Below are 22,976 nucleotides of genomic sequence, written 5' to 3' on the forward strand. Positions count from 1 at the left end.
GAGTAACTGTGGCAACGAATCAATCAACCGAATTGGCTTTATCCGATGGCGCGACTGGCGACGGTGGATCTGAAGACCAACAAGAACAGAAATCAGGCTATTTGAGTGGGTTAAATGGCGTTGATATGTTGCGTCAGGTTACTCTTGTAATCGCATTGGCTATTTGTTTAGCGATCGCGATTTTCATTATCATTTGGGCTCGCCAACCGGATATGCGTCCACTAGGTCAGTATCCTACTGATGAGCTAGTTCAAACACTTGATTTTCTAGATGCTCAAAAAGTTGAATATGAGCTAGATGGCAACACGATCATGGTTGCTGAAAATGACTATCAAAATATTAAACTTAAAATGGCACGAGATGGCTTTACGCAATCACCAAGCTCGGGCACTGATATTTTAATGCAAGATATGGGCTTTGGTGTGAGTCAACGTCTTGAAAGAGAGCGCTTAAAGCATAGTCGTGAACAGCAGTTAGCACGCACGATTGAAGAGCTTCAAGATGTCTCTAGGGCTAAAGTGTTATTAGCTATTCCTAAAGAAAACGTATTCGCAAGACGAGAGAAAAAACCATCGGCGACCGTGGTGCTGACTTTAAAACGTGGCAGAACCCTTGGAGGTGAAGAGGTCGATGCTATTGTGGATATTATTGCTTCAGCGGTACAAGGTTTAGAGCCTGCTCGAGTTACTGTGACTAACCAAAATGGACGTTTATTGAATTCAGGGTCGCAAGACTCACTAGCTGCACGTTCACGCAAAGAATATGACATTGAGCGTAAGAGAGAACAAGAATATTTAGAAAAAATTGACAGCATTTTGATCCCAGTAGTTGGCTTAGGCAAATTTACTGCGCAAGTTGATTTAACCATGGACTTTAGTTCTATTGAAGAGACGCAAAAGCGTTTCAATCCAGATCTGCCGGCGGTACGAAGTGAAACCACGTTTGAAGAAAATAATATTGGGGGATTAGCTGTTGGGATCCCAGGTGCTTTGACGAACCAACCACCAGTAAATTCGAATATTCCGGAAGTTGCCGGGCAAGGTAATGGCCGAAACGGTGCAAACCCAAGTCGGACACATAAAGAAGCCACGCGCAATTATGAATTAGATACCACTATCAGTCATAAGCGCCAGCAAACCGGTGTCATCCGTAGGATCAGTGTATCAGTAGCTGTAGATTATTTGGCAAAAGCGGATGCCGAAGGTACCGTGACTATGGCGCCGCGCAGCCAAGAAGAGATTAATAACATCAGGCGCTTACTACAAGGTGGTGTTGGCTTTGATATGCAACGTGGTGATGCGTTAGAAGTTGTTACCGTCCCATTTGTACGAGAAGATATTTTAGAAACTGCTGAACTGCCTTTATGGGAGCAAGAGTGGTTTATGAAAACGATGCGCTTAGTGATGGGCGCACTGGTCATCATTGTTTTAATATTGGCTGTTGTGAGACCTATGCTGAAACGCTTGATTTACCCAGATGATACCTTAGAAGAGTTTGATGAAGATTCATTGACGTCAGGTGTAGACTTAGGTGATAGCACACTAGATATGTTAAATAATGATTTTGACTCAGCAGCAGTTGGTTTCTCATCGGATGGTACATTACAATTACCAGACTTACATGGCGACGAAGATTTACTTAAAGCAGTACGTGCTTTAGTAGCGAATGAGCCTGAACTCTCCTCACAAGTAGTGAAAGCGTGGTTAACTGAAGATGACTGATGAAGAACAAAAACAACTACCGGATGGCTTTGATGTTGACAAGTTGGATGGTGTTGATAAAGCAGCAATTTTATTATTAAGTCTGACAGAAGAGGATGCTGCTCAAATACTAAAACACCTTGAGCCAAAGCAAGTACAAAAAGTGGGTATGTCGATGGCGGCTTTGGATGACTTATCACAGTCAAAGATAAGTGCAGTTCATAATCTATTTATCGAACAAATACAGAGCTTTAGTACTATCGGATTTCAGTCTGAAGACTTTATTCGTAAAGCATTGACTGCCGCACTTGGTGAAGATAAAGCAGCCAGCTTAATTGATCAAATCGTGATGGGGTCTGGTGCGAAGGGGTTAGACTCATTGAAATGGATGGACTCTAAGCAGGTTGCTAACATCATTCGTAATGAGCACCCACAAATTCAAACCATCGTACTGTCTTATTTAGAACCCGAGCAATCTGCTGAGATTTTGTCACAGTTTCCTGAAAAGGTGCGGTTAGATTTAACCATGCGTATTGCTAATTTGGAAGAAGTACAGCCCGCAGCATTACAAGAACTGAATGAAATCATGGAGAAACAGTTTGCCGGCCAAGCTGGTGCGCAGGCTGCTAAAATGGGCGGCTTGAAGGCAGCTGCTGATATTATGAACTACCTAGATACGAATGTTGAAGGGCAGTTAATGGATTCAATAAGAGAACACGACGAAGAAATGTCTCAACAAATTCAAGATTTAATGTTTGTATTTGAAAATCTACTTGATGTCGAAGATAGAGGGATTCAAGCGATATTGCGTGAAGTACAGCAAGATGTATTGATGAAAGCTATCAAAGGCACAGATGATGCGCTTAAAGATAAGATTTTAGCCAATATGTCGAAGCGAGCTGCCGAGATGATGGCAGATGATCTAGAAGCAATGCCACCTGTGCGAATAAGCGAAGTGGAAGCGGCGCAAAAAGAAGTACTCTCAACGGCCAGAAGGTTAGCTGATTCTGGTGAAATCATGCTAGGTGGCGGCGGCGGTGAGGAGTTCTTGTAAGCGATGAGTGATCCAAAGTTTTATAAAGGACGGCCAGTCGAAGGCGAAGCATTAGACGAATTATTAAAAAATTGGCCAATCCCAGATGTCTCTGATGATCCAAAGAAATACGCAGGTCGGTCAACGGCTTTTGGGCAGCCTCTAGAAGAAGTATTTCAAAAGCCTGATGACAAAAAGAGTGCAGAGCCAGAAGCACAAGAGCCTGAATTTCCAACATTGACAATGGAAGAGCTGGAGCAAATTCGTCAGGATGCGTATGAAGAAGGGATCAAGCAAGGCCATGAGCAAGGTTACATTGATGGTTTTGACAAAGGCGTTAGCGAAGGAAAAGAAGCGGGTTATAAAGAAGGCATAGAAATTGGCAAGCAACAAGGGTTAGATGATGCCAAACCTCTCATTGAAGAAAAATTACAGGTGCTATCCCAACTGGTAAATGATTTAAATGCACCATTGAGGCAAGTTGATGAGGCATGTGAAAAGCAGCTCGTTTACCTCGCCAATTTATTGGCGGAGGCCGTTATTTTCCAAGAGGTGACTACCAAGCCTGAGCTCATCTTATTAGCTTTGAAAAAAGCCATGGACGCATTACCCATTGCTGAGCAAACCGTAAAAATTCACTTACACCCGGAAGATATAGAAATCGTCAAAATAGCGTATGGTGAGGAAGAGCTTGAAAAGCAGCAATGGCAATTAATAGCGGAACCAACTTTAGATAGAGGGGGCTGTGAAGTTAAAACGACACAGTCTTCTATTGATATGACGTTAAAAACACGGATAAAAGAAATATTGGATAAATTCTTGCATGATAGTGGTATCTAGTGATGATCATTGAATCCATATATGAGCCTAAGTAGTCCTTTCGCAGAGCGAATAGCACGTTATCAAAATCACATCCCACAGTTCTCAGTACCCGTTGCAGGTAGCTTAACACGGGTTGTTGGGCTCACATTAGAAGCAAAAGGCCTGATAGCCCCGGTAGGTAGTCAATGTAAAATCGAGACCATTAGGGGCTTTGTTGATGCTGAAGTTATTGGTTTCAATAATGACACGTTATATCTCATGCCCAATGACCATATTTCTGGTGTACTGCCCGGTGCGCGTGTTATTCCACAATTAAATGAAACAGGCTTACCAGTGGGAATGGGTCTTTTAGGTCGTGTAGTCGATGGGCTTGGACGTCCGTTGGATGGCCTAGGGAATATCGATGCACAAGAGACGTTAAAGTTTGCTCAAGAGCCAATTAACCCCCTTGCTAGACGGCCGATAAAAGAGCCAATGGATGTTGGAGTTAGGGCAATTAACTCAATTATTACAGTCGGACAAGGCCAGAGAATGGGGTTATTTGCTGGTAGTGGTGTGGGTAAATCTGTTTTACTAGGGATGATGACGCGCGGCAGTGAAGCGGATGTTATTGTTGTTGGCTTAGTTGGTGAGCGTGGCCGAGAAGTCAAAGAATTTATCGATGAAATCTTAGGTGCTGAAGGGCGAAAGCGTTCAGTGGTTGTCGCTGCACCTGCAGATGCATCACCTTTAATGCGTTTAAAAGGGTGTGAAAGTGCGATAACAATTGCAGAGTACTTTCGAGATCAAGGCTTAAGCGTATTGTTATTACTTGACTCGGTTACTCGGTATGCCATGGCGCAAAGAGAAATTGCGCTTGCGGTTGGAGAACCGCCAGCCACCAAGGGCTATCCCCCCTCGGTTTTTGCTAAATTACCTGCGTTGGTTGAAAGAGCGGGTAATGGGGGGGAAGGGCAAGGGTCGATCACCGCATTTTTTACCGTATTGAGTGAAGGTGACGATATGCAAGACCCTATCGCCGACGCGGCACGTGCTATTTTAGATGGTCATATTGTGCTATCACGAGAACTTGCTGATAGTGGACATTACCCCGCGATAGACATTGAGAAGTCAATTAGTCGTGTCATGCCACAGGTTGTGTCAGAAAGCCATATGCAACAAGCAAGGGTATTAAAACAGGTCTATTCTATGTATCAGCAAAATAAAGACATGATCACGTTAGGGGCTTATCAGCAGGGCAGTGATCAAATGTTAGATCAGGCAATAAATATGATGCCAACAGTGAATGCTTTTTTACAGCAAGGTATGAAAGATGTATTAAATTACGATGAGTGTTTACAGGGGCTCGCACAATTATTGGGGCAAGGCTAATGGCATCAGATAAATTAGCGCTACTTTACAAATTGGAAAGTGAAAAAGAAGAAAATTTGAAAGTAAATTATGTGCAAGCACAACAGCACCTATCAGCGAATCAGCAAAAGCTTAAAGGCCTTAATGATTTTCGGTTAGAGTATACACAGCAGTTACATTTAAAAGCACAGAATGGCTTACAAACGAGTGGCTTTAATCAGTATCAGGCGTTCATAAAAAAAATTGAAGAGGCTATCAAACAACAGGCTTCTACGGTGATGACGGCACAGCAAGTTGTAGAACAGCGTAAGAAAATTTGGCTTGCTCAGCAAGTTAAAGCCAAAGCGATCGAAATGCTTATGAATAAACGCGCATTGGAAAAGCAAGCGCGTGTGAATAAAGCTGAACAAGTTATGCTAGATGAATTTGCAACAAATCAATTTATGCGTCGAAAAGCGAGCTAAATTGGCGTGTTAATTGCTTAGATAAAATAAGTTATTTAATGTGCGGCCTTCTCTTGCCGTCCAAGTACAGGTGATTATATGCTCAATATGAAATCAGATTTGGCCTTACTCAATGCAGAATATTCTGAGCGACTCATTAGTGATGAGCAAAAAGCGTCAGAAGCTGATGAGGAGTTTGCTCATGAGTTAAGTAAGTATGAAGAGCATATAGCTTGTCAACACAAAGACAAGCATGAGGCAGCCTATGACAATGAAGCACATACTCAGAATCATTCAGCGGGTGAGGCCTCACGCTCTGGCGATGTAAAGTCTGGCGATGTTAAATCTGAGCAAGTGAAGGCGACGTCGGTTAATGAAGGGGATAATACAGACTTCTTAGCACAGATAAATGCCGCGCAACAACAAAGCACTTCTATACAAAATCATAGCGATGAAGAAAGTTCCGCTTCGACATCTCAGTTGTCGCAAGTCGCTCAGGCAATAGAAAAAGCGAAACAGGGACAAACCCAGCAAAGTATGCCTTCTATCGAAACGGATGAAGTTAAAAATTTGAATCGTGAATTGGTAGCAAAAGAGCAAACGGTTGTCTCGGGCAAAGATGAAAAGCAAATAATGGAAGTCTTTGCAAGTAAGCAAGGCGTTATAGATCCAAAAGTAGTTAACGCTTCTGATAAAGCGAATGCAGGGGTCGAGGAAGTTCAAGTAAAGGACATGACAAGTAAATCTGATGGGCGCACGTATTTAGATTCACTTTTAGCAAATAAAGAACAAACTCAAAAGGGCTCCATTGATGAGCAGTCTAAACATCAAGGCGGTGTAACAAGCGATGTATTAAATCGTAAAGATGAACACAAGATTGATGTTGATAATGTGAGTGCAAATAAGGCCAGCGCGAATGAACAAACCGCGGGTAAAAAGGGGCAACTCGATGGCACAGAATTGCGTATTACCCCACCTTCCTCTGATGCAAAGCCCACTGCACTGTTACAGAATATAGAGTCGACTCTGACTGATGAACTTGGCTATCCACAATTAAGTGGCACAGATAAAAAAGCACTACAATCGTTACTACGAGATGCCATTGAAAGCGGCAAGTTATCAAGCGAAGGCAAAAAGCAAGCTGAATTGACATTACAAGCGATGAAAAACTTAGACAATGAAAAGCTTGATAAAACGATGCTTACTGGCGAAGCGGATCTGCCATCTGAAGTGGCTGTAGAGCAGCGCCAAGGCGAGACTAAGCCCATCGCAAAAAAAACTGATGCAGCACCGTCACCCTTGATCGCAGCAAAAGTAGGTGATGAGTCTTCTCGTAGTCATGAAATAAAGGCATTGCAAGAACAAAACCTTAAAGATCAACAAATAGTTGACGAGTTGATATACAAACCAGATGCAGCTACGAATAAAGCGCCGGTTAGTACTCAGGTTGAACAATTGTTCAAAGCTGTAATGCAGCCTACTAATTCACAAATATATTCAACCCAAGTTCAGAGTAATACTGGTTTGAGTGATTTTAACACGACAATTCAAATGTTAGATTCAGTACAAAGTCAGCAAGTGAATCAAAATCAACAAAATATGTTCTCGGGTAAGGCCATGGCAGATCCTGAGGTTCAGCAAGCGATCAATATGGCACGCAATGATGCGGCTAAAGTACTACAAGAAAAAGTATCTATGATGCTGAACTTAAACAACAAGCAGGCAGAAATACGATTAGACCCACCAGAGCTTGGTAGTATGCAGATTCGCATTAGGAGTGATGCGGAACAAGCTCAGGTTAACTTTGTGGTGCAAAATCAGCAAGCAAAAGAGGCACTTGAGCAATCTATGCCTAAACTGAAAGAAATGCTGGCTGAGCAAGGTATTGAATTAGGTGAAAGTAATATACAGCAAGAAAACTCAGGTGCTGAACAGGAACAAAGTGATAACAATCAACAACAAGGGCATTCAAAGCTTGCTAATCACAATGACGAAGCGCAAAATAGCCCACAATTGGTCACTAGCAGATCAGATGAAGGATCAGGAATAGATTACTATGCGTAACAACTGCTATGATATAAATAGAAACCTAGTGATTTTGCATCACTTTTAAGGATTGGTATGGCAGAAGAAACAGATTTAGAGATAGAAGAAGCGGGTGGTGGGAAGAAAAAGCTCATCATTATCATTGCAGCAGTTGTTGTAATTTTGGGCGGCGTTGCTGGGTTTTTTCTGATGTCAGGGTCGGACGAGCCTGTTGAAACACTGGAAGAAGAAACGGCAATGGTGGAAACCCCAGCTTCTGGTGGAGCGACCGCTGAAACAGGTAGTGCACTTTATGTTGCAATGCCAAGGCCATTTGTTTTTAACGTACCGGGTGCAAGTCGCGATAGGATTGTACAAATTAAGGTACAGCTCTTAGTCAGAGGAGATGGTAATGAGGAAATTGCAAAGAAGCATATTCCTTTGATTGAGGGCACACTTTTAAGTGTATTTTCTACAACCACCGCAGATGAGTTGAGCACTAGCGCAGGCAAAGAAACGCTTAGATTAACCGCATTGGATAAAGTACAAGCGGCAATGGAAGGTGTCGAGGGTAGCAAAGTCGTTGAACGGGTTTTGTTTACTGGCTTTGTAATGCAGTAGTGAGGGTTTACGGTGAGTGATTTATTATCTCAAGACGAAATTGATGCGCTATTACATGGCGTTGATGAAGTTGAAGAAGAAGAAGTAGTCGATGGTGAGGACGGAGAGTCCTCTAACGCTCTACAATATGACTTTTCATCACAAGATCGTATTGTGCGTGGTCGAATGCCTACGCTTGAGATTGTTAATGAACGCTTTGCGCGCCATATGCGGATCAGCTTGTTTAATATGATGCGCCGAACGGCTGAAGTGTCGATTAACGGTGTTCAAATGCTGAAGTTTGGCGAGTATATCCATACGTTATTTGTACCGACTAGTTTGAATATGGTGCGTTTTCGTCCGTTAAAAGGCACTGGTCTTATTACTATGGAAGCGCGTTTAGTCTTTATTCTCGTAGACAACTTCTTTGGTGGAGATGGGCGCTATCATGCAAAAATAGAAGGTCGAGAATTTACTCCAACAGAACGCCGTATTGTTCAAATGCTCTTGAAAATTATATTTGAAGACTACAAAGAGGCGTGGGCGCCTGTAATGGATGTCTCTTTCGAATATTTAGATTCAGAAGTAAACCCTGCAATGGCTAACATTGTAAGCCCTACTGAGGTCGTTGTTATAAGCTCTTTTCATATCGAGCTTGATGGCGGTGGCGGCGATTTTCATATTTCTTTACCTTACTCAATGCTAGAACCTATTCGTGAACTATTAGATGCCGGTGTGCAATCTGATACAGAAGATACGGACTTACGCTGGAGTAAAGCATTGCGTGATGAAATTATGGATGTTGAGGTTGAACTATCAACTCAATTACTTGAAGTAGACTTATCGCTAGAGCAAATTATGGGGCTAAAAACGGGAGATGTTATTCCAGTTGAAATGCCTGAACATATTACTGTTTTTGTTGAAGAATTGCCAACATACCGAGCAAAAATGGGTCGTTCTCGTGATAATATTGCTTTGCAGATTAGCGAAAAAATTAAGCGTCCAGAGTCTGTTAAATCTGAGTTACATGTATTTACCAAAGGTGGTAAAAAGTTGGACTCGGATGCAGAACTCGCAGAGTTAGAAGAAGATTTACACTTGTCTGATGGCGTAGACCTCGACTGGTGATCATTGATTTAATAAAGGTTTAAATAGTATGAGTGATGATCAAGATACAATGGATGAGTGGGCTGCCGCGTTAGCTGAAGCCGATGATACCGAGCAAGGTGGTGAACCCGAGTTAGCTGAACTTGATGAACTAACAGATGCGTCAGGTAGTTTATCGGCTGATGAAACTAGAAAGCTTGATACTATTTTAGATATCCCCGTAACCATCTCTATGGAAGTGGGTCGTTCAAAGATAAATATCAGAAACTTATTGCAGCTCAACCAAGGGTCTGTGGTTGAATTAGACCGCGTTGCAGGTGAGCCGTTGGATGTATTGGTAAATGGTACTTTGATTGCGCATGGTGAAGTGGTTGTGGTAAACGATAAGTTTGGTATTCGTTTAACGGATGTGATCAGCCAAGTAGAACGTATCAAAAAGCTACGATGAACAGACTGCTATTCTTATTTGGCTTATTTCCCTGTGTGGCTTTATCTTCCACACAGACCGTAGGTCTAAGCTCTGAACTCGTATCAGTGGCCTTGTCTTTACTTATGGTTGTATTGTTGATAATTGGTTTAGGCTTTTTTTTAAAAAAGCTGAATCCAAATATTGGGAATAATAGTGACTTTAAAGTTGTTAGAAGCTTGCCGCTTGGTACGAAAGAGCGTTTACTTGTTGTAGAAATTGACGGTAAGCAATTACTACTAGGAGTAACTCCACAAAATATCAATTACTTACATCAGTTAGATACCTCCCTAGAAGTACAAACAGCCCCCGCTTTTGCCAAAGAGCTCAGCCGCTTTTTAACAATGAACCATAAAAATAATAAGAACACTTCTGATGATTAGATTATTCTTTATCGCGCTTTTGCTGATGATTTCACCTCATGTTGCAGCTGAAGGTATTGATGCTTTGAGTATTACGACCAATCCAGATGGTTCTCAAGAGTACTCTGTAACATTGCAAGTACTGGCAATAATGACAGCGATGAGTTTCATACCAGCCGCTGTGATTATGATGACGTCATTTACGCGAATTATTATTGTTTTGGCTATTTTACGTCAGGCGATTGGTCTGCAACAGTCCCCTTCTAATCAGATTCTGCTAGGTATGTCACTATTTTTAACGTTTTTTATTATGGCACCCATTTTTAGTCAGATAAATGATAGAGCGGTCACACCTTACTTGAATGAAGAGATGACTTCGATTCAGGCATTAACGCAAGCAAAAGAACCGATAAAAACATTTATGTTGTCACAGACCCGGATAAAGGATTTAGAGACATTCGCGAAAATTGCTGGTTACGATAAGCTAAATGCACCAGAAGACACACCGTTTATAGTCATTATTCCTGCTTTTGTGACCAGTGAGTTACAAACTGCGTTTATTATTGGTTTTATGTTTTTTATTCCATTCTTGATCGTTGATTTAGTGGTAGCGAGTGTATTGATGGCAATGGGTATGATGATGTTATCGCCAATGATTGTTTCACTCCCTTTTAAAATTATGCTTTTTGTACTCGTTGATGGATGGGGTCTGGTGATGGGGACTCTCGCGCGTAGCTTTGGTTTGGGGACCTGATATGGAACCTGAAGTATTTGTTGATATATTAAGTGATGCATTATTCTTAGTGATTAAACTTGTTGCGGCAATTGTACTTCCGGGGTTAACGATTGGCATAGTCGTCGCAGTGTTTCAAGCTGCGACGTCAATTAATGAACAGACGTTAAGTTTTTTACCTCGATTAATCATAACGATTTTAGCTCTTATCGCCGGTGGTCATTGGCTTACCCAAGAGCTAATGGACTACTTTAAAGGCATAGTATTACTGATCCCTGAAATTGCAGGTTAATATGGAGTTTCCTTTTGCAATTATCATTCAATGGTTAAGTGATTTTCTATTACCGCTAGTACGAATTAGCTCGATGATTATGGTCATGGCAGGACTAGGAGCCCAAACGGTGCCAACTAGAATAAAGTTGGGACTTTCAGTAACAGTAACCTTTGCCGTAGTACCGGTATTACCTCCTTCTCAGTTTACCGAGCTATTTTCATTGTCTATGATTTTTGTCGTCATCCAGCAAATGATCATTGGGATTTCTATAGGCTTTGCATCTTTGTTGTTGCTGAACACTTTTATTATCGCGGGGCAGATACTGGCAATGCAGACAGGTTTAGGTTTTGCGTCTGTTGTTGACCCTGCAAATGGTTTGAGTGTGCCAGCCGTTGGTCAATTTTATCTTATTTTGGCGACTCTTTTGTTTTTTGTATTTAATGGCCATTTGATGATGTTACAGATGGTGGTATATAGCTTTGAAACTTTTCCGATTAATGGGCAATGGTGGGTAGTTGATAATTATTGGCAAATAGTGAATTGGGGCGGATGGATGTTCACAACTGCGTTAGCTTTATCGTTAGCACCGTTAACTGCGATGCTCGTGATTAATATCTCATTTGGTATTATGACCCGAGCGGCACCACAGATGAATATATTTGCCGTTGGCTTTGCGTTTACTCTAGTAGCAGGTTTGACAATTATATGGGCTACGCTGGGTAATTTTATTGTGCAATATGAGTTTCAGTGGCTGAAAACAGTTGAATTAATGTGTAACTTAATTGGGTGCTCGGTGTAGTGTATGGCAGAAGATTCAGGTCAAGAAAAAACAGAAGAGCCTACAGGGAAAAAAATTGAAGAGTCTCGAAAAAAAGGTCAAGTAGCTCGCTCGAAAGAATTAGGGACTACTTTTGTTCTGATTTTTTCGGCAATTTCGCTGCTTATGTATGGGCCTGAGATTGGTAAAGGTCTATATAATATTATGGGCCGTGCATTAACGCTCAATCGGAACGAAACATATGATACAACAAAGATGTTTTCAATTTGGGGTGAAATGTTCTCTGAATTAATTTTTCCGATGTCTATGTTTGTTTTTATAATTGTTATCGCTGCTTTTATTGGTAATACGTTATTAGGCGGTTTTAATTTTAGTTGGCAAGCGGCCGCTCCCAAGGCAAGTAAAATGTCACCAGCGAAGGGAATTAAACGAATTCTGGGGCCCCAAGCGGGTATTGAACTAATTAAGGCTCTGTTGAAATTTGTACTTGTAGCTGGTTTTGCCATATTTCTCATCAATACGTTTTTTTATGAGATACTTCATCTCAGTGTTGAGCAAATACCAAGTAGTATTGTTCATGCGTTGGAGATTTTAGCGTGGATGTTTTTAGCGTTGAGCTGCACGCTTATCATTATTTCTGCAATTGACGCCCCTTACCAAAGCTACAATCATCATAAACAGCTTAAAATGACGCTTCAAGAAGTAAAAGATGAATATAAGAACTCCGAAGGTGATCCGCAAATAAAAGCGCGTATAAGGCGGACACAGCGAGAAATGTCACAGCGCAGAATGATGCAAGATGTCCCTGATGCTGATGTGATTGTGACTAACCCGACACACTATTCAGTTGCGTTAAAGTACGATACCGAAAAGGCAGGAGCCCCTATTGTCATTGCTAAAGGGGTAGATGAACTCGCGATGCAAATTAGAAAAGTCGCCATAGGTAATGAGGTACCTATTGTTGAATCTCCGGTTTTAACACGTTCTTTGTATCATACAACAGAAGTGGGACATCAAATACCCGATCAACTATTTACGGCGGTGGCACAAGTTTTAGCGTATGTTTTTCAATTAAAGCGCTTCCAAAAAGGTCGTGGAAAGCGCCCCACCGGTTTGAGTGATGACTTGCCTATTCCTAACGAATTAAAACACTAATACTACTTTCTTGTCTCTAATACATGTGAGGAAGTCATGAACAGCATATTTATTAAAAAGTAAGGATGATTCTAAGAACGCAAGACTGTATTCATGAACGATATGGCGCGTAACTTGCTTTAACTAGTCAGTGTCAAATTTTTGTAGTCAGTAAGCGATGGATTTTAAAGCGGTTTTACAGCAAATCAATAGAGATAAAAAAGAATACGCCAAAGGCGTAGGAACCCCTCTAATGGTATTGGCTGCACTGGGCATGGTAATATTACCTCTACCCCCATTCTTATTGGATATTCTTTTTTCCTTCAATATAGCCTTAGCACTCGTCGTTTTACTTGTGACTGTGTACACAATGAAGCCACTTGAATTTGGCATGTTTCCAGCTGTTTTGTTGATTGCCACGATCATGCGACTCGCACTCAATGTAGCAAGTACTCGCGTAGTATTGTTGGAAGGCCATAACGGTGGAGACGCAGCCGGTAAGGTAATTGAAGCATTCGGCTCGGTGGTCATTGGTGGAAATTACGCCGTTGGCTTAGTTGTATTTTTAATTCTTATTATTATTAATTTTGTGGTAATTACAAAAGGTGCAGGGCGTATATCTGAAGTGTCAGCTCGCTTTACGCTCGATGCTATGCCAGGTAAACAAATGGCCATTGATGCTGACTTAAATGCAGGGTTTATTAGTGCGGATGAAGCACGTGCAAGGCGAGATGAAGTAACCCGAGAAGCCGACTTTTATGGCTCTATGGATGGTGCGAGTAAGTTTGTTAAAGGTGATGCAATAGCGGGTATTGTGATCTTAGCGATTAATATTATAGGTGGCCTTTTCGTCGGGATGATCCAGCACGACCTTTCTTTTGGTCGAGCGATGGAGGTCTATACTTTATTAACAATTGGTGATGGCTTAGTTGCCCAGCTACCCTCTCTGTTGCTTTCTATTGGTACGGCGATTGTTGTAACTAGGCAAAACGAATCTCACAATATGGGAGACCAATTTAAATCTCAGCTAGGAAATGAAAAATCACTTTCTATCGCAGCGGCTATTTTAATTGTGATGGGGTTGGTACCTGGTATGCCACATGTCGCGTTTTTAAGTCTAGGTGCACTATTAGGGTACCTTGCATATTATACACAAACACAAAAAACCAAAGCTGAAGAAGAAAAAAAAGCGGAAGAGGCTAAAGGTGGTGATGTTGCGGCACGTAAACAAGACCAAAAAGAGTTAGGCTGGGATGATGTACAACCTGTCGATGTCATTGGCTTAGAAGTGGGCTACCGTTTAATTCCATTAGTAGACCAAGCGCAAGGAGGTGAGTTACTGAGTCGTATTAAAGGTGTTCGTAAGAAGCTCTCTCAAGAGCTTGGTTTCTTGGTACCACCAGTTCATATTAGAGATAACTTAGAGCTGGATCCCAATGCCTATAATATTACTTTAATGGGAGTGGGTTCTGGGGATGGCGAACTAAAGCATGGTGATGAGTTAGCAATTAATCCAGGCCAAGTATTTGGACCTATCAATGGTGTTGCCACAACTGACCCTGCATTTGGCTTAGAGGCTGTTTGGATAAAACCAGACCAAAAAGATGAAGCCCATTCATTAGGTTACACTGTAGTCGATGCTGCGACAGTCGTCGCGACCCACATTAGCCAATTACTGACAAATAATGCGTCTTTATTATTAGGTCATGAAGAAGTTCAAAACTTGTTAGATATATTAGCAAAAACCCACCCTCGACTAGTCGAAGGGCTAGTGCCAGATATTTTGCCTTTAACAACTATCGTAAAAGTCCTGCAAAATTTACTAAATGAAGGCGTGGCAATTCGGGATATGCGTTCAATTGTACAGACCCTAGTTGAGTATGGCCCAAGAAGCCAAGACCCTGATGTATTAACGGCTGCAGTGAGGATTGCACTGCGTCGATTGATTATTCAGGATGCAGTTGGGGGTGCTGAAGAAATCCCTGTCATAACATTGGCGCCTGAGTTGGAACAGATGTTGCATCAGTCACTTCAGAACGCAGGTGATGAAGGGGCAGGTATCGAACCAGGCCTTGCGGAGCGGCTTCAAGAATCGTTAAGAGAAGCGCATCAAACGCAAGAAATGTTAGGTGACCCGTCAATTTTATTAACCTCAGGTATGTTGAGAAGTGTGCTCTCAAGATTTGTGAAACATACAATACCTGGACTTCGAGTGATGTCATATCAGGAAGTACCAGATGAAAGACAAATCAAGATTGTGAGCTCAGTTGGACAATAATAGGACTCAAGGGGTTGTAACATGAAAATTAAACGTTTTTTTGCTAAAGATATGCGTACAGCATTAAAAGAAGTCAAAGAAGAACTTGGCGTTGATGCAGTGATCATGTCCAATAAAAAATTGGCAGATGGTGTTGAGATAGTTGCAGCTGTAGATAATGACCGAGAGGTGGTTAAACAACCGGAAGCGTCACTGCAAGCCCCTACGGCTTCTATAAAACCGCAATCACAAGCATCAAGAGTTGTGCGACCTGAGCCTCAACGCGCTCGCCCTGAGCCACAAGCAGAGGTCGCTGATAGTTTACAAGCGCTATTGGAGCGTCAGGCCCCTCGTCCTCGTTCTCCTGAGCTTGCTTCTATGTTTTCTCAATCAGGAATTGATACAGAACAAGTATTTAATAAACAAGCAAGTACACATGAGCAATATGCGCCTACCCAATCTCGCGTCGAGCAGCAAAATTACGCTAGACATACGCCGCAAAAGCAGGCACAACCTCGACAAGATGATATTTCAGCGAGAATGCATTCTGACAGTTCAGATTGGCAGTTTGATGACGAACTTGACTCTGGATTTGGCGACGATATGACGAAAGCCAATACTGCTGCTAAACCGGATGAAATGACATCTATGCGTGAAGAGATGAATGCAATTCGTCAATTGTTAGAACATCAGGTTTCAGGTTTAATGCAGCAAGATATGGCGCGTAGAGATCCAACAAGAGCCTGCTTAATTGACCGACTCCAAGGCATGGGGATCGATGCTGAAGTTGCTGAGCAAATGGCATGTTTTATACCTGATGATGTTTCTCGAAAAGAGGCGTGGAATGCGTTATTGAGCATGGTTGTAAACCAGATGCATACAACAAACAATGATATTTTACGTCAAGGTGGAGTTTATGCGCTAGTTGGCCCTACAGGTGTAGGGAAAACAACGACGGTAGCGAAGCTTGCAGCGTTAGGGGCTCAGAAATATGGCGCTGATAAAGTTGCTTTAATTACAACGGATACATATAGAATTGGGGCGTATGAACAACTTGCGACGTATGGCCGCATCATAGGTTGTCCGGTAAAGCAGGTAAAAGATGCTAATGAATTAGCAGAAGTTTTATATCATTTACGTAATAAGCGTCTAGTATTAATAGACACTGCGGGCATGAGTCAGAGAGACTTGCGTTTAACAGAGCAATTGAATACGTTAATGCGCAGCGCACGTGTAGATATTAGAAGTTATTTAGTGTTGAGTGCCACGTCTCAGATGCATGTACTGCAAGAGTCAGTGCGTCACTTCCAAAAAGTGAATTTAAGTGGTTGTATTTTCACAAAACTTGATGAATGTCTAAGTTTAGGTGAGATTATTAGTATTGCGATTCAAAATCGCTTGCCAATAGGGTATCTTACCAATGGTCAACGAGTGCCTGAAGACATTCGAGTGGCAAATGCTCAAAAGTTAGTCAAAAAAGCTGAGCAATTGTATTTAAAGAGAATAAAAGCACAACATTCAAGGCGTGAAGCAGTGGCGTCTCAGACAGTAGGAATGTATGATTAACACAGTTTTAGATCAAGCAAGTGGCCTGCGTAGGATGAATCAAAATAATAACCATGGTGTAAAAGTCATTGCCGTTACCGGAGGTAAGGGGGGTGTTGGGAAAACCAATGTGTCGTTGAACACAGCTATAGCGCTAGGCCAACAAGGTAGTAGAGTACTGGTTTTAGATGCCGATTTAGGCTTAGCAAACTGTGATGTGATGTTAGGTTTGCGTGTTGAAAAGAACTTATCACATGTGCTTTCGGGTGAATGTGAGCTAGATGAAATTCTGGTTGAAGGGCCTGCGGGCATCAAAATTGTGCCTGCTACATCTGGCTCGCAAAATATGGTTGAGCTAACTCCCGCTGAACATGCAGGGCTAATTCGTGCTTTTAGTGAGCTAAATACCGAGTTTGATATACTCATTGTAGATACAGCAGCGGGTATTTCAGATATGGTTCTGAGCTTTTCTAGAGCTGCCCAAGATGTGATGGTGGTGGTATGTGATGAACCTACATCAATAACTGATGCCTATGCACTAATTAAAGTGTTGAGCAGAGAGCACGGCGTTTACAAATTTAAAATAGTTGCCAATATGGTGCGAAGTTTAAGAGAAGGGCAAGAATTGTTTGCTAAACTGTCAAAAGTGACGGATAGATTCTTAGATGTGGCACTTGAGTTAGTTGCAACGGTCCCTTATGACGAAAATATGCGAAAATCTTCGCGTCGTCAAAAAACAATTGTTGAACTATTTCCAAAATCTCCAGCTGCGGTTGCATTTCGTGGTTTGGCAAGCAAGGCCGTCAAGTGGCCTATACCACATCAGCCATCAGGTCATTTAGAGTTTTTTATTGAACAACTTGTCAATGGGTAATTATGGCATCATCGGTGGGTAAAGCGATGGGGTATCAAACGACAGAACACTTGAGTATGGTGGTAGAGCGCCATGCATCACTTGTAAAAAAGGTAGCGTGTCACTTGCTGGCACGTTTGCCTGCAAATATCCAATTAGATGATTTAATTCAATCTGGTATGATTGGTCTTATCGAAGCATCAAAGAATTTTGATGCCAGCAAAGGTGCGAGTTTTGAAACATTTGCCGGAATTCGGATCCGAGGCGCTATGCTTGATGAGATCCGCCGTGGTGATTGGGCACCGAGATCTGTTCATAAAAATAGCAGAACGGTGGCTGAAGCGATATCTTTTCTCGAATCTGAGCTTGGGCGAGAACCAAAAGACACTGAAATCGCTGAAAAACTTGATATTACGCTAGATGAGTACCATCATATTCTACATGATGTAAATGCGAGTAAGATTATTGGTATAGAGGACTTAGGCGTCGACGAAGACGCTATAACTCCTGCAAACCATGATTTATCGCTAGACAAACCCTTTAATAACGTTAAAAATGAACGTTTTAACGAATCGTTGCTTTCAGCGATACAATCGCTGCCAGAAAGAGATGGGTTAGTATTGTCTCTGTATTACAACGATGAGATGAATTTAAAAGAAATCGGCCAGATACTTGATGTAAGTGAATCTCGTGTTAGCCAAATACATGGGCAGGCAATGATAAAGCTCAAAGCTAAAATCAATGACTGGGTCAATTAGAGTAAAAATAATAGGTTGAAACCTCACTGGAGGATGTTTTGGATAAAAACATGAAAATTCTCGTGGTTGATGATTTTTCTACAATGAGGAGAATAATCAAAAACTTACTTAGGGACTTGGGCTTTACAAATGTACAGGAAGCCGATGATGGAAGTACTGCGCTTCCTATGCTGCAAAATCAAGAGTTTGATTTTGTGGTAACCGACTGGAACATGCCGGGGATGCAAGGCATCGATCTCTTGCGTGCAATCCGTGCAGATGACAGCTTGAAGCATATCCCAGTTCTTATGGTAACTGCTGAAGCTAAGAAAGAGCAGATTGTTGCTGCGGCGCAAGCTGGTGTGAATGGATACATTGTTAAGCCATTTACTGCAGGAACACTGAAAACTAAGCTAGAAAAAGTGTTTGAACGTTTAGGTTAATAATAAGAAGGAGAGGCTTATGTCAACGCCTTCTGTGCCTCAAATCACCCTTGAACAAGCGAAGCAACTTGTTGTGTACTTGGAGCAAGGTGAGCAAGAAAAAGCAGACCAGCTTATTCTGGATGCTGCAAATAAAGAACAGTCCGAGTTGTTCGCGGAGGTTGGGAAATTAACCCGACAGTTGCATGAGTCTTTAAAAAGTTTCGAACTCGACACTCGTCTTTCTGATTTGACGACTGAAGCCATTCCGGATGCTAAACAACGTTTAAACTACGTCATGGAAATGACGGAGAATGCGGCGAATAAAACAATGGATGCGATAGAGGCTAGTTTGCCTTTAGCGCAACAATTGGGTGATGACATATCACAAATAAAGCCTACTTGGGACCGTCTTATGAGCCGAGATATTCAGCTTGGTGAGTTTAAGACGTTATGTCATGACCTAGACCGCTTTATGCAGGGCTCTCAAACTCGAACTGATGAGCTACAGAGCCTGATGACTAACGTGCTAATGGCACAAGATTATCAAGATTTAACCGGCCAAGTTATTCGCCGTGTTATTGAACTTGTCAGGGAAGTTGAAGATAACCTTATCCATATGCTTACCGTTTTTGGTACAACTGATGAGCAGCCGAATCAGGAAAGTAACCTTGTTACAGATGATGTAGCTGTTCAAACAACTGAAATAGATATAGATGCGATTTCTGGTCCAGAGGGTCCTATATTAGACGCTGATACGCGTGATGATGTAGTGTCTGGGCAGGATGAAGTCGATGATTTATTGTCTAGTTTAGGCTTCTAATAGGAGAGTATGTACATGAGCTTTGAAGTCGATGAAGATATCTTACAAGACTTTCTTGTTGAAGCTGGGGAAATTTTAGAGCTGCTGTCTGAGCAATTAGTCGAGCTAGAAAATAACCCTGAAGATAAAGAGTTATTGAACGCAATTTTCCGTGGTTTTCATACCGTAAAAGGTGGTGCTGGCTTTTTGAGCATGACCGAATTGGTTGACGCCTGTCATGGTGCTGAAAACGTGTTTGACGTGCTTAGGCAAGGTCAGCGCAGTGTTAGCTCAGAGCTAATGGATGTGATTTTACAGTCATTAGATACCATTAATGAAATGTTTGGTCATATTCAAAATCGCGAAAAACCAGAACCGGCTGATCCACAACTGCTGGAAACATTACACCAATTAAGTCGCCCTGAATCAGAAGATGAAGCGCCCGTAGCGGCTGCTGAACCTGAGCCTGTTGAAGCGCCAGCGCCTGCTGATGATGTTTTGTTTGATGCAGACATAGCGCCTGCTGCGCCGGCTACTACAGATGGCGGCATTGATGAAATATCAGAAGATGAGTTCGAAAACTTATTAGATGAGTTACATGGCTCAGGGCAAGGCCCTGCAGTTACAGCACCCTCTACGCCTGCAACACCTGCTGCTGCCAGTAGCGATGGAGATATAAGCGATGATGAGTTTGACAGTTTACTTGATGAATTACACGGCGTTGGTAGTTTCGGTAATATAGAGGCAGAACAATCAGCTCCGCCAGCACCCGCTTCACCAAGTGCAACTGCCGCAGATGATGATGAAATAAATGACGATGATTTTGAAGCATTGTTAGACGAACTACACGGTAAAGGTGGTGCCCCTCGTTCTAAAGAGGCTGAGGCTCCTGCTAAACCAAGTGCGCCAGCGCCAAAACCTGAGCCACCAAAGGCGGCTACTCCACCTCCGGCTCCTAAACCAGCTCCAGCCCCGAAGCCTGTAGCCAAACCTGCGCCTAAAAAAGCGGAAGCGTCGCCAGCAAAAGCGCCTGCAGCTAAGAAGCCTGCAGCCACTCAGGCTGAAACAACAGTTCGTGTAGATACTAAACGTTTAGACCAAATCATGAATATGGTCGGCGAATTGGTACTTGTTCGTAACAGACTTGTTAGCCTTGCAAATAATACCAATAGTGAAACTATGGGTAAGGCGATATCGAATTTGGATGTGGTTACCGCGGATTTACAGGGTGCGGTAATGAAAACCCGCATGCAGCCAATTAAGAAAGTATTCGGTCGCTTTCCACGCGTAGTTCGAGATTTAGCACGAAGCCTGAAAAAAGACATTAACTTGATTTTAGAAGGTGAAGAGACAGATTTAGATAAAAACTTGGTTGAAGCTCTAGCAGACCCACTTGTCCACTTAGTGAGAAACTCAGTTGACCATGGTATTGAAATGCCAGATGTGCGTGAAGCAGGCAATAAATCAAGAACGGGTACTGTGACACTTTCTGCCTCTCAAGAAGGGGATCATATCTTATTGACCATCAGAGATGATGGTGCTGGGATGGATCCTGAGAAGCTTAAGAAAATAGCCATTGGTAAAGGAGTCATAGACTCAGACCAAGCGAGCCGTTTATCTGACACCGAAGCGTATAATTTAATTTTTGCACCGGGCTTTTCGACTAAAGAAGAAATATCGGATATTTCAGGTCGTGGCGTTGGAATGGACGTTGTAAAGACGAAAATTACTCAGCTAAATGGTTCTGTAAATATACAGTCTGAATTAGGTGTTGGTACAATTTTAGAAATTAAAGTACCGCTTACTTTGGCTATATTACCGACGTTAATGGTGGTGGTTGGTGAGCAAACGTTCGCTTTACCATTAGCTGGCGTGAGTGAAATCTTCCATTTAGACTTAACCAAGACAAATATCGTTGATGGGCAGCTGACTATTATTGTTCGTCAAAAAGCCATTCCATTGTTTTACTTAGAGCATTGGTTAGTAAAAGGTGCCGATACAACAACAAGAAAAGCAGAAGGCCACGTTGTTATTGTTCAAATAGGAACTCAACAAGTAGGCTTTGTTGTTGACTCTTTAATTGGTCAAGAGGAGGTTGTTATAAAACCTTTAGACCAACTACTACAAGGTACGCCAGGAATGGCGGGGGCAACAATTACTTCTGATGGCGGGATTGCCCTAATCTTAGATGTGCCAAATATGTTGAAGTATTATGCTGGGCAATAGCCCAATTTGGTAAATTATAGTTAAATTGATTGAAGTGGTGCTCGGCACCACTTTTCAGATCCGCATAAAAAATGAGCGTGCCAATGGCAGTTAAAGTATTAGTAGTTGACGACTCGAGCTTTTTTCGTCGTCGAGTCAGTGAAATTTTAGAAAAAGACAGCGACATAAAAGTCATTGACTTTGCAGTGAATGGCCAAGATGCTGTCGAAAAAGCAGCAAAATTACGACCTGATGTTATCACTATGGATGTTGAAATGCCTGTGATGGACGGGATCAGTGCTGTAAAAGAAATCATGAAGGCCAACCCGACGCCAATCTTAATGTTTTCTTCTCTAACAAGAGAAGGAGCGGGGGCGACACTAGATGCATTAGACGCTGGGGCTGTGGATTTCTTACCTAAAAAGTTTGAAGATATCGCACGAAATAGCGAAGAGGCGATTAAGTCACTGCAAACAAAAGTAAAAGAGATTGGTCGTAGAAGAATGCCGCGTATGGCACCTTCTATGACTGCAACACGCGCTCCAGTGAGTGATACCACGAGTCGTCTTAATACACGGCAAGTAAAGCCATCAGTGCCACAACCTGATCGCAGCTTTAATCGTACAGCGCCGGTTTCAAGCTCTAGTGCAGCAAGCGTAAAAGCATCAGGAAAACGTTATCAGTTGGTTGCTATTGGGACTTCTACTGGCGGTCCAGTTGCATTACAGACTATTTTGACACAACTTCCAGCTAACTTCCCTCACCCCATTTTACTTATCCAACATATGCCTGCTGCGTTTACACCAGCTTTTGCTGGTAGGCTAGACAGCTTGTGCAAAATAAAAGTACAAGAAGCAAAAAATGGGGACAGATTAGTGCCCGGTGTTGCTTATTTAGCTCCAGGTGGACAACAGATGATGGTTGAGGCACGTGGTGGATCAAAAACGCTAAAAGTTTTTGAAGACGATAGCCCTCGGATCACCTACAAACCGAGTGTTGATATCACATTTGCAAGTGCAGCGAAAGCGTATCAAGGCGATGTGCTGGCGGTTGTGTTAACCGGTATGGGAGCTGATGGACGAGATGGTGCGAGAATGCTAAAACAAGCTGGCGCGACTATCTGGGCGCAGGACGAAAAAACCTGTGTTGTTTATGGAATGCCCCAAGCGGTTGCAAATGCCGGTTTATCGACTGAAAGCTTAGCACTTCAGGATGTAGCGACACGTGTTACAAAAGAAGTTGGCTGTTAGTCGATATTTTTGAGTACCCTAATAAAGGTTTAGATGATAGATTCATAATGAATAGACATCGCGTTTAGGAATAGACAT

22 protein-coding genes are annotated in these 22,976 nt (G+C 42.2%); all 22 read left to right on the forward strand.

Translation table 11 applies throughout. The annotated features are described in order from the left end of the window. Nucleotides 1–8 precede the first annotated feature (8 nt). The 22 genes from fliF to BGP78_RS13375 all read left to right on the forward strand — a co-directional run bounded on the left by fliF (nucleotide 9) and on the right by BGP78_RS13375 (nucleotide 22,898). Nucleotides 9–1,721 (forward strand): flagellar basal-body MS-ring/collar protein FliF, encoded by a 1,713-nt coding sequence (gene fliF / locus BGP78_RS13270; protein WP_119861820.1) that lies wholly within the window; start codon nucleotides 9–11, stop codon nucleotides 1,719–1,721. Continuing rightward, the gene (gene fliG, locus BGP78_RS13275) at nucleotides 1,714–2,754 is read left to right on the forward strand and encodes a flagellar motor switch protein FliG (RefSeq protein ID WP_119861821.1); all 1,041 of its coding nucleotides are present in this window, start codon (nucleotides 1,714–1,716) and stop codon (nucleotides 2,752–2,754) included. Before fliF ends, fliG begins: the two co-directional genes overlap by 8 nt. A 3-nt stretch (nucleotides 2,755–2,757) precedes the next feature. Beyond that, entirely contained in the window at nucleotides 2,758–3,573 is an 816-nt protein-coding gene (gene fliH, locus BGP78_RS13280) for a flagellar assembly protein FliH (protein ID WP_119861822.1), read from the forward strand. A 21-nt stretch (nucleotides 3,574–3,594) separates the two neighbouring features. Then, nucleotides 3,595–4,926, forward strand: coding sequence for a flagellar protein export ATPase FliI (fliI, locus tag BGP78_RS13285; protein ID WP_119861823.1), 1,332 nt, complete (start codon nucleotides 3,595–3,597; stop codon nucleotides 4,924–4,926). Then, nucleotides 4,926–5,369, forward strand: coding sequence for a flagellar export protein FliJ (gene fliJ / locus BGP78_RS13290; RefSeq protein ID WP_119861824.1), 444 nt, complete (start codon nucleotides 4,926–4,928; stop codon nucleotides 5,367–5,369). Before fliI ends, fliJ begins: the two co-directional genes overlap by 1 nt. Nucleotides 5,370–5,447: 78 nt before the next feature. Next, nucleotides 5,448–7,412: a flagellar hook-length control protein FliK gene (locus tag BGP78_RS13295; protein WP_259386311.1), complete on the forward strand. Its 1,965-nt coding sequence runs from the start codon at nucleotides 5,448–5,450 to the stop codon at nucleotides 7,410–7,412. 57 nt (nucleotides 7,413–7,469) lie between these two features. Next, nucleotides 7,470–7,994 carry a flagellar basal body-associated protein FliL gene (gene fliL, locus BGP78_RS13300; protein WP_119861825.1) on the forward strand — a complete coding sequence of 175 codons (525 nt, stop codon included), beginning with the start codon at nucleotides 7,470–7,472 and terminating at the stop codon, nucleotides 7,992–7,994. Nucleotides 7,995–8,006: 12 nt separating this feature from the next. Next, on the forward strand, nucleotides 8,007–9,101 hold the full coding sequence (gene fliM / locus BGP78_RS13305; protein ID WP_010364917.1) for a flagellar motor switch protein FliM: 1,095 nt from the start codon (nucleotides 8,007–8,009) through the stop codon (nucleotides 9,099–9,101). A 28-nt stretch (nucleotides 9,102–9,129) separates the two neighbouring features. Next, nucleotides 9,130–9,528, forward strand: a complete 399-nt coding sequence (gene fliN, locus BGP78_RS13310; protein ID WP_119861826.1) for a flagellar motor switch protein FliN — start codon at nucleotides 9,130–9,132, stop codon at nucleotides 9,526–9,528. Continuing rightward, nucleotides 9,525–9,929, forward strand: coding sequence for a flagellar biosynthetic protein FliO (gene fliO / locus BGP78_RS13315; RefSeq protein ID WP_119861827.1), 405 nt, complete (start codon nucleotides 9,525–9,527; stop codon nucleotides 9,927–9,929). The genes fliN and fliO overlap by 4 nt, the downstream gene beginning before the upstream one ends. Further along, nucleotides 9,922–10,662, forward strand: a complete 741-nt coding sequence (gene fliP, locus BGP78_RS13320; protein WP_119861828.1) for a flagellar type III secretion system pore protein FliP — start codon at nucleotides 9,922–9,924, stop codon at nucleotides 10,660–10,662. Before fliO ends, fliP begins: the two co-directional genes overlap by 8 nt. A 1-nt stretch (nucleotide 10,663) precedes the next feature. Beyond that, entirely contained in the window at nucleotides 10,664–10,933 is a 270-nt protein-coding gene (fliQ, locus tag BGP78_RS13325) for a flagellar biosynthesis protein FliQ (protein ID WP_010364908.1), read from the forward strand. A gap of 1 nt (nucleotide 10,934) precedes the next feature. Next, a complete protein-coding gene (gene fliR, locus BGP78_RS13330; protein WP_119861829.1) occupies nucleotides 10,935–11,714 on the forward strand; it encodes a flagellar biosynthetic protein FliR in 780 nt (259 codons plus the stop codon). 3 nt (nucleotides 11,715–11,717) lie between these two features. Then, on the forward strand, nucleotides 11,718–12,848 hold the full coding sequence (gene flhB / locus BGP78_RS13335; RefSeq protein ID WP_119861830.1) for a flagellar biosynthesis protein FlhB: 1,131 nt from the start codon (nucleotides 11,718–11,720) through the stop codon (nucleotides 12,846–12,848). A 157-nt stretch (nucleotides 12,849–13,005) separates the two neighbouring features. Continuing rightward, nucleotides 13,006–15,105 (forward strand): flagellar biosynthesis protein FlhA, encoded by a 2,100-nt coding sequence (gene flhA / locus BGP78_RS13340; protein ID WP_119861831.1) that lies wholly within the window; start codon nucleotides 13,006–13,008, stop codon nucleotides 15,103–15,105. A gap of 21 nt (nucleotides 15,106–15,126) precedes the next feature. Then, nucleotides 15,127–16,650 (forward strand): flagellar biosynthesis protein FlhF, encoded by a 1,524-nt coding sequence (flhF, locus tag BGP78_RS13345; protein ID WP_119861832.1) that lies wholly within the window; start codon nucleotides 15,127–15,129, stop codon nucleotides 16,648–16,650. After that, entirely contained in the window at nucleotides 16,643–17,503 is an 861-nt protein-coding gene (locus BGP78_RS13350; protein WP_119861833.1) for a MinD/ParA family protein, read from the forward strand. Before flhF ends, BGP78_RS13350 begins: the two co-directional genes overlap by 8 nt. Nucleotides 17,504–17,529: 26 nt before the next feature. Further along, entirely contained in the window at nucleotides 17,530–18,240 is a 711-nt protein-coding gene (locus BGP78_RS13355; RefSeq protein WP_119861986.1) for an RNA polymerase sigma factor FliA, read from the forward strand. 38 nt (nucleotides 18,241–18,278) lie between these two features. Further along, nucleotides 18,279–18,662, forward strand: a complete 384-nt coding sequence (gene cheY / locus BGP78_RS13360; protein ID WP_010364893.1) for a chemotaxis response regulator CheY — start codon at nucleotides 18,279–18,281, stop codon at nucleotides 18,660–18,662. A gap of 19 nt (nucleotides 18,663–18,681) precedes the next feature. Then, nucleotides 18,682–19,464 carry a protein phosphatase CheZ gene (locus BGP78_RS13365; protein ID WP_119861834.1) on the forward strand — a complete coding sequence of 261 codons (783 nt, stop codon included), beginning with the start codon at nucleotides 18,682–18,684 and terminating at the stop codon, nucleotides 19,462–19,464. 15 nt (nucleotides 19,465–19,479) lie between these two features. Then, nucleotides 19,480–21,669, forward strand: a complete 2,190-nt coding sequence (locus tag BGP78_RS13370; protein WP_119861835.1) for a chemotaxis protein CheA — start codon at nucleotides 19,480–19,482, stop codon at nucleotides 21,667–21,669. 83 nt (nucleotides 21,670–21,752) lie between these two features. Continuing rightward, nucleotides 21,753–22,898, forward strand: a complete 1,146-nt coding sequence (locus tag BGP78_RS13375) for a chemotaxis response regulator protein-glutamate methylesterase (RefSeq protein ID WP_119861836.1) — start codon at nucleotides 21,753–21,755, stop codon at nucleotides 22,896–22,898. The last annotated feature ends 78 nt before the right edge of the window (nucleotides 22,899–22,976 follow it).

Source organism: Pseudoalteromonas sp. MSK9-3, assembly GCF_003590335.1.
Lineage (GTDB): Bacteria > Pseudomonadota > Gammaproteobacteria > Enterobacterales > Alteromonadaceae > Pseudoalteromonas.

Bases quoted from the DNA above. Each gene is read 5' to 3' on its own strand.
- fliG (WP_119861821.1), top strand. From the start codon at position 1,714: ATGACTGATGAAGAACAAAAACAACTACCGGATGGCTTTGATGTTGAC.
- fliH (WP_119861822.1), top strand. From the start codon at position 2,758: ATGAGTGATCCAAAGTTTTATAAAGGACGGCCAGTCGAAGGCGAAGCA.
- fliI (WP_119861823.1), top strand. From the start codon at position 3,595: ATGAGCCTAAGTAGTCCTTTCGCAGAGCGAATAGCACGTTATCAAAAT.
- fliJ (WP_119861824.1), top strand. From the start codon at position 4,926: ATGGCATCAGATAAATTAGCGCTACTTTACAAATTGGAAAGTGAAAAA.
- BGP78_RS13295 (WP_259386311.1), top strand. From the start codon at position 5,448: ATGCTCAATATGAAATCAGATTTGGCCTTACTCAATGCAGAATATTCT.
- fliL (WP_119861825.1), top strand. From the start codon at position 7,470: ATGGCAGAAGAAACAGATTTAGAGATAGAAGAAGCGGGTGGTGGGAAG.
- fliN (WP_119861826.1), top strand. From the start codon at position 9,130: ATGAGTGATGATCAAGATACAATGGATGAGTGGGCTGCCGCGTTAGCT.
- fliO (WP_119861827.1), top strand. From the start codon at position 9,525: ATGAACAGACTGCTATTCTTATTTGGCTTATTTCCCTGTGTGGCTTTA.
- fliP (WP_119861828.1), top strand. From the start codon at position 9,922: ATGATTAGATTATTCTTTATCGCGCTTTTGCTGATGATTTCACCTCAT.
- fliQ (WP_010364908.1), top strand. From the start codon at position 10,664: ATGGAACCTGAAGTATTTGTTGATATATTAAGTGATGCATTATTCTTA.
- fliR (WP_119861829.1), top strand. From the start codon at position 10,935: ATGGAGTTTCCTTTTGCAATTATCATTCAATGGTTAAGTGATTTTCTA.
- flhB (WP_119861830.1), top strand. From the start codon at position 11,718: ATGGCAGAAGATTCAGGTCAAGAAAAAACAGAAGAGCCTACAGGGAAA.
- flhA (WP_119861831.1), top strand. From the start codon at position 13,006: ATGGATTTTAAAGCGGTTTTACAGCAAATCAATAGAGATAAAAAAGAA.
- flhF (WP_119861832.1), top strand. From the start codon at position 15,127: ATGAAAATTAAACGTTTTTTTGCTAAAGATATGCGTACAGCATTAAAA.
- BGP78_RS13350 (WP_119861833.1), top strand. From the start codon at position 16,643: ATGATTAACACAGTTTTAGATCAAGCAAGTGGCCTGCGTAGGATGAAT.
- BGP78_RS13355 (WP_119861986.1), top strand. From the start codon at position 17,530: ATGGGGTATCAAACGACAGAACACTTGAGTATGGTGGTAGAGCGCCAT.
- BGP78_RS13365 (WP_119861834.1), top strand. From the start codon at position 18,682: ATGTCAACGCCTTCTGTGCCTCAAATCACCCTTGAACAAGCGAAGCAA.
- BGP78_RS13370 (WP_119861835.1), top strand. From the start codon at position 19,480: ATGAGCTTTGAAGTCGATGAAGATATCTTACAAGACTTTCTTGTTGAA.
- BGP78_RS13375 (WP_119861836.1), top strand. From the start codon at position 21,753: ATGGCAGTTAAAGTATTAGTAGTTGACGACTCGAGCTTTTTTCGTCGT.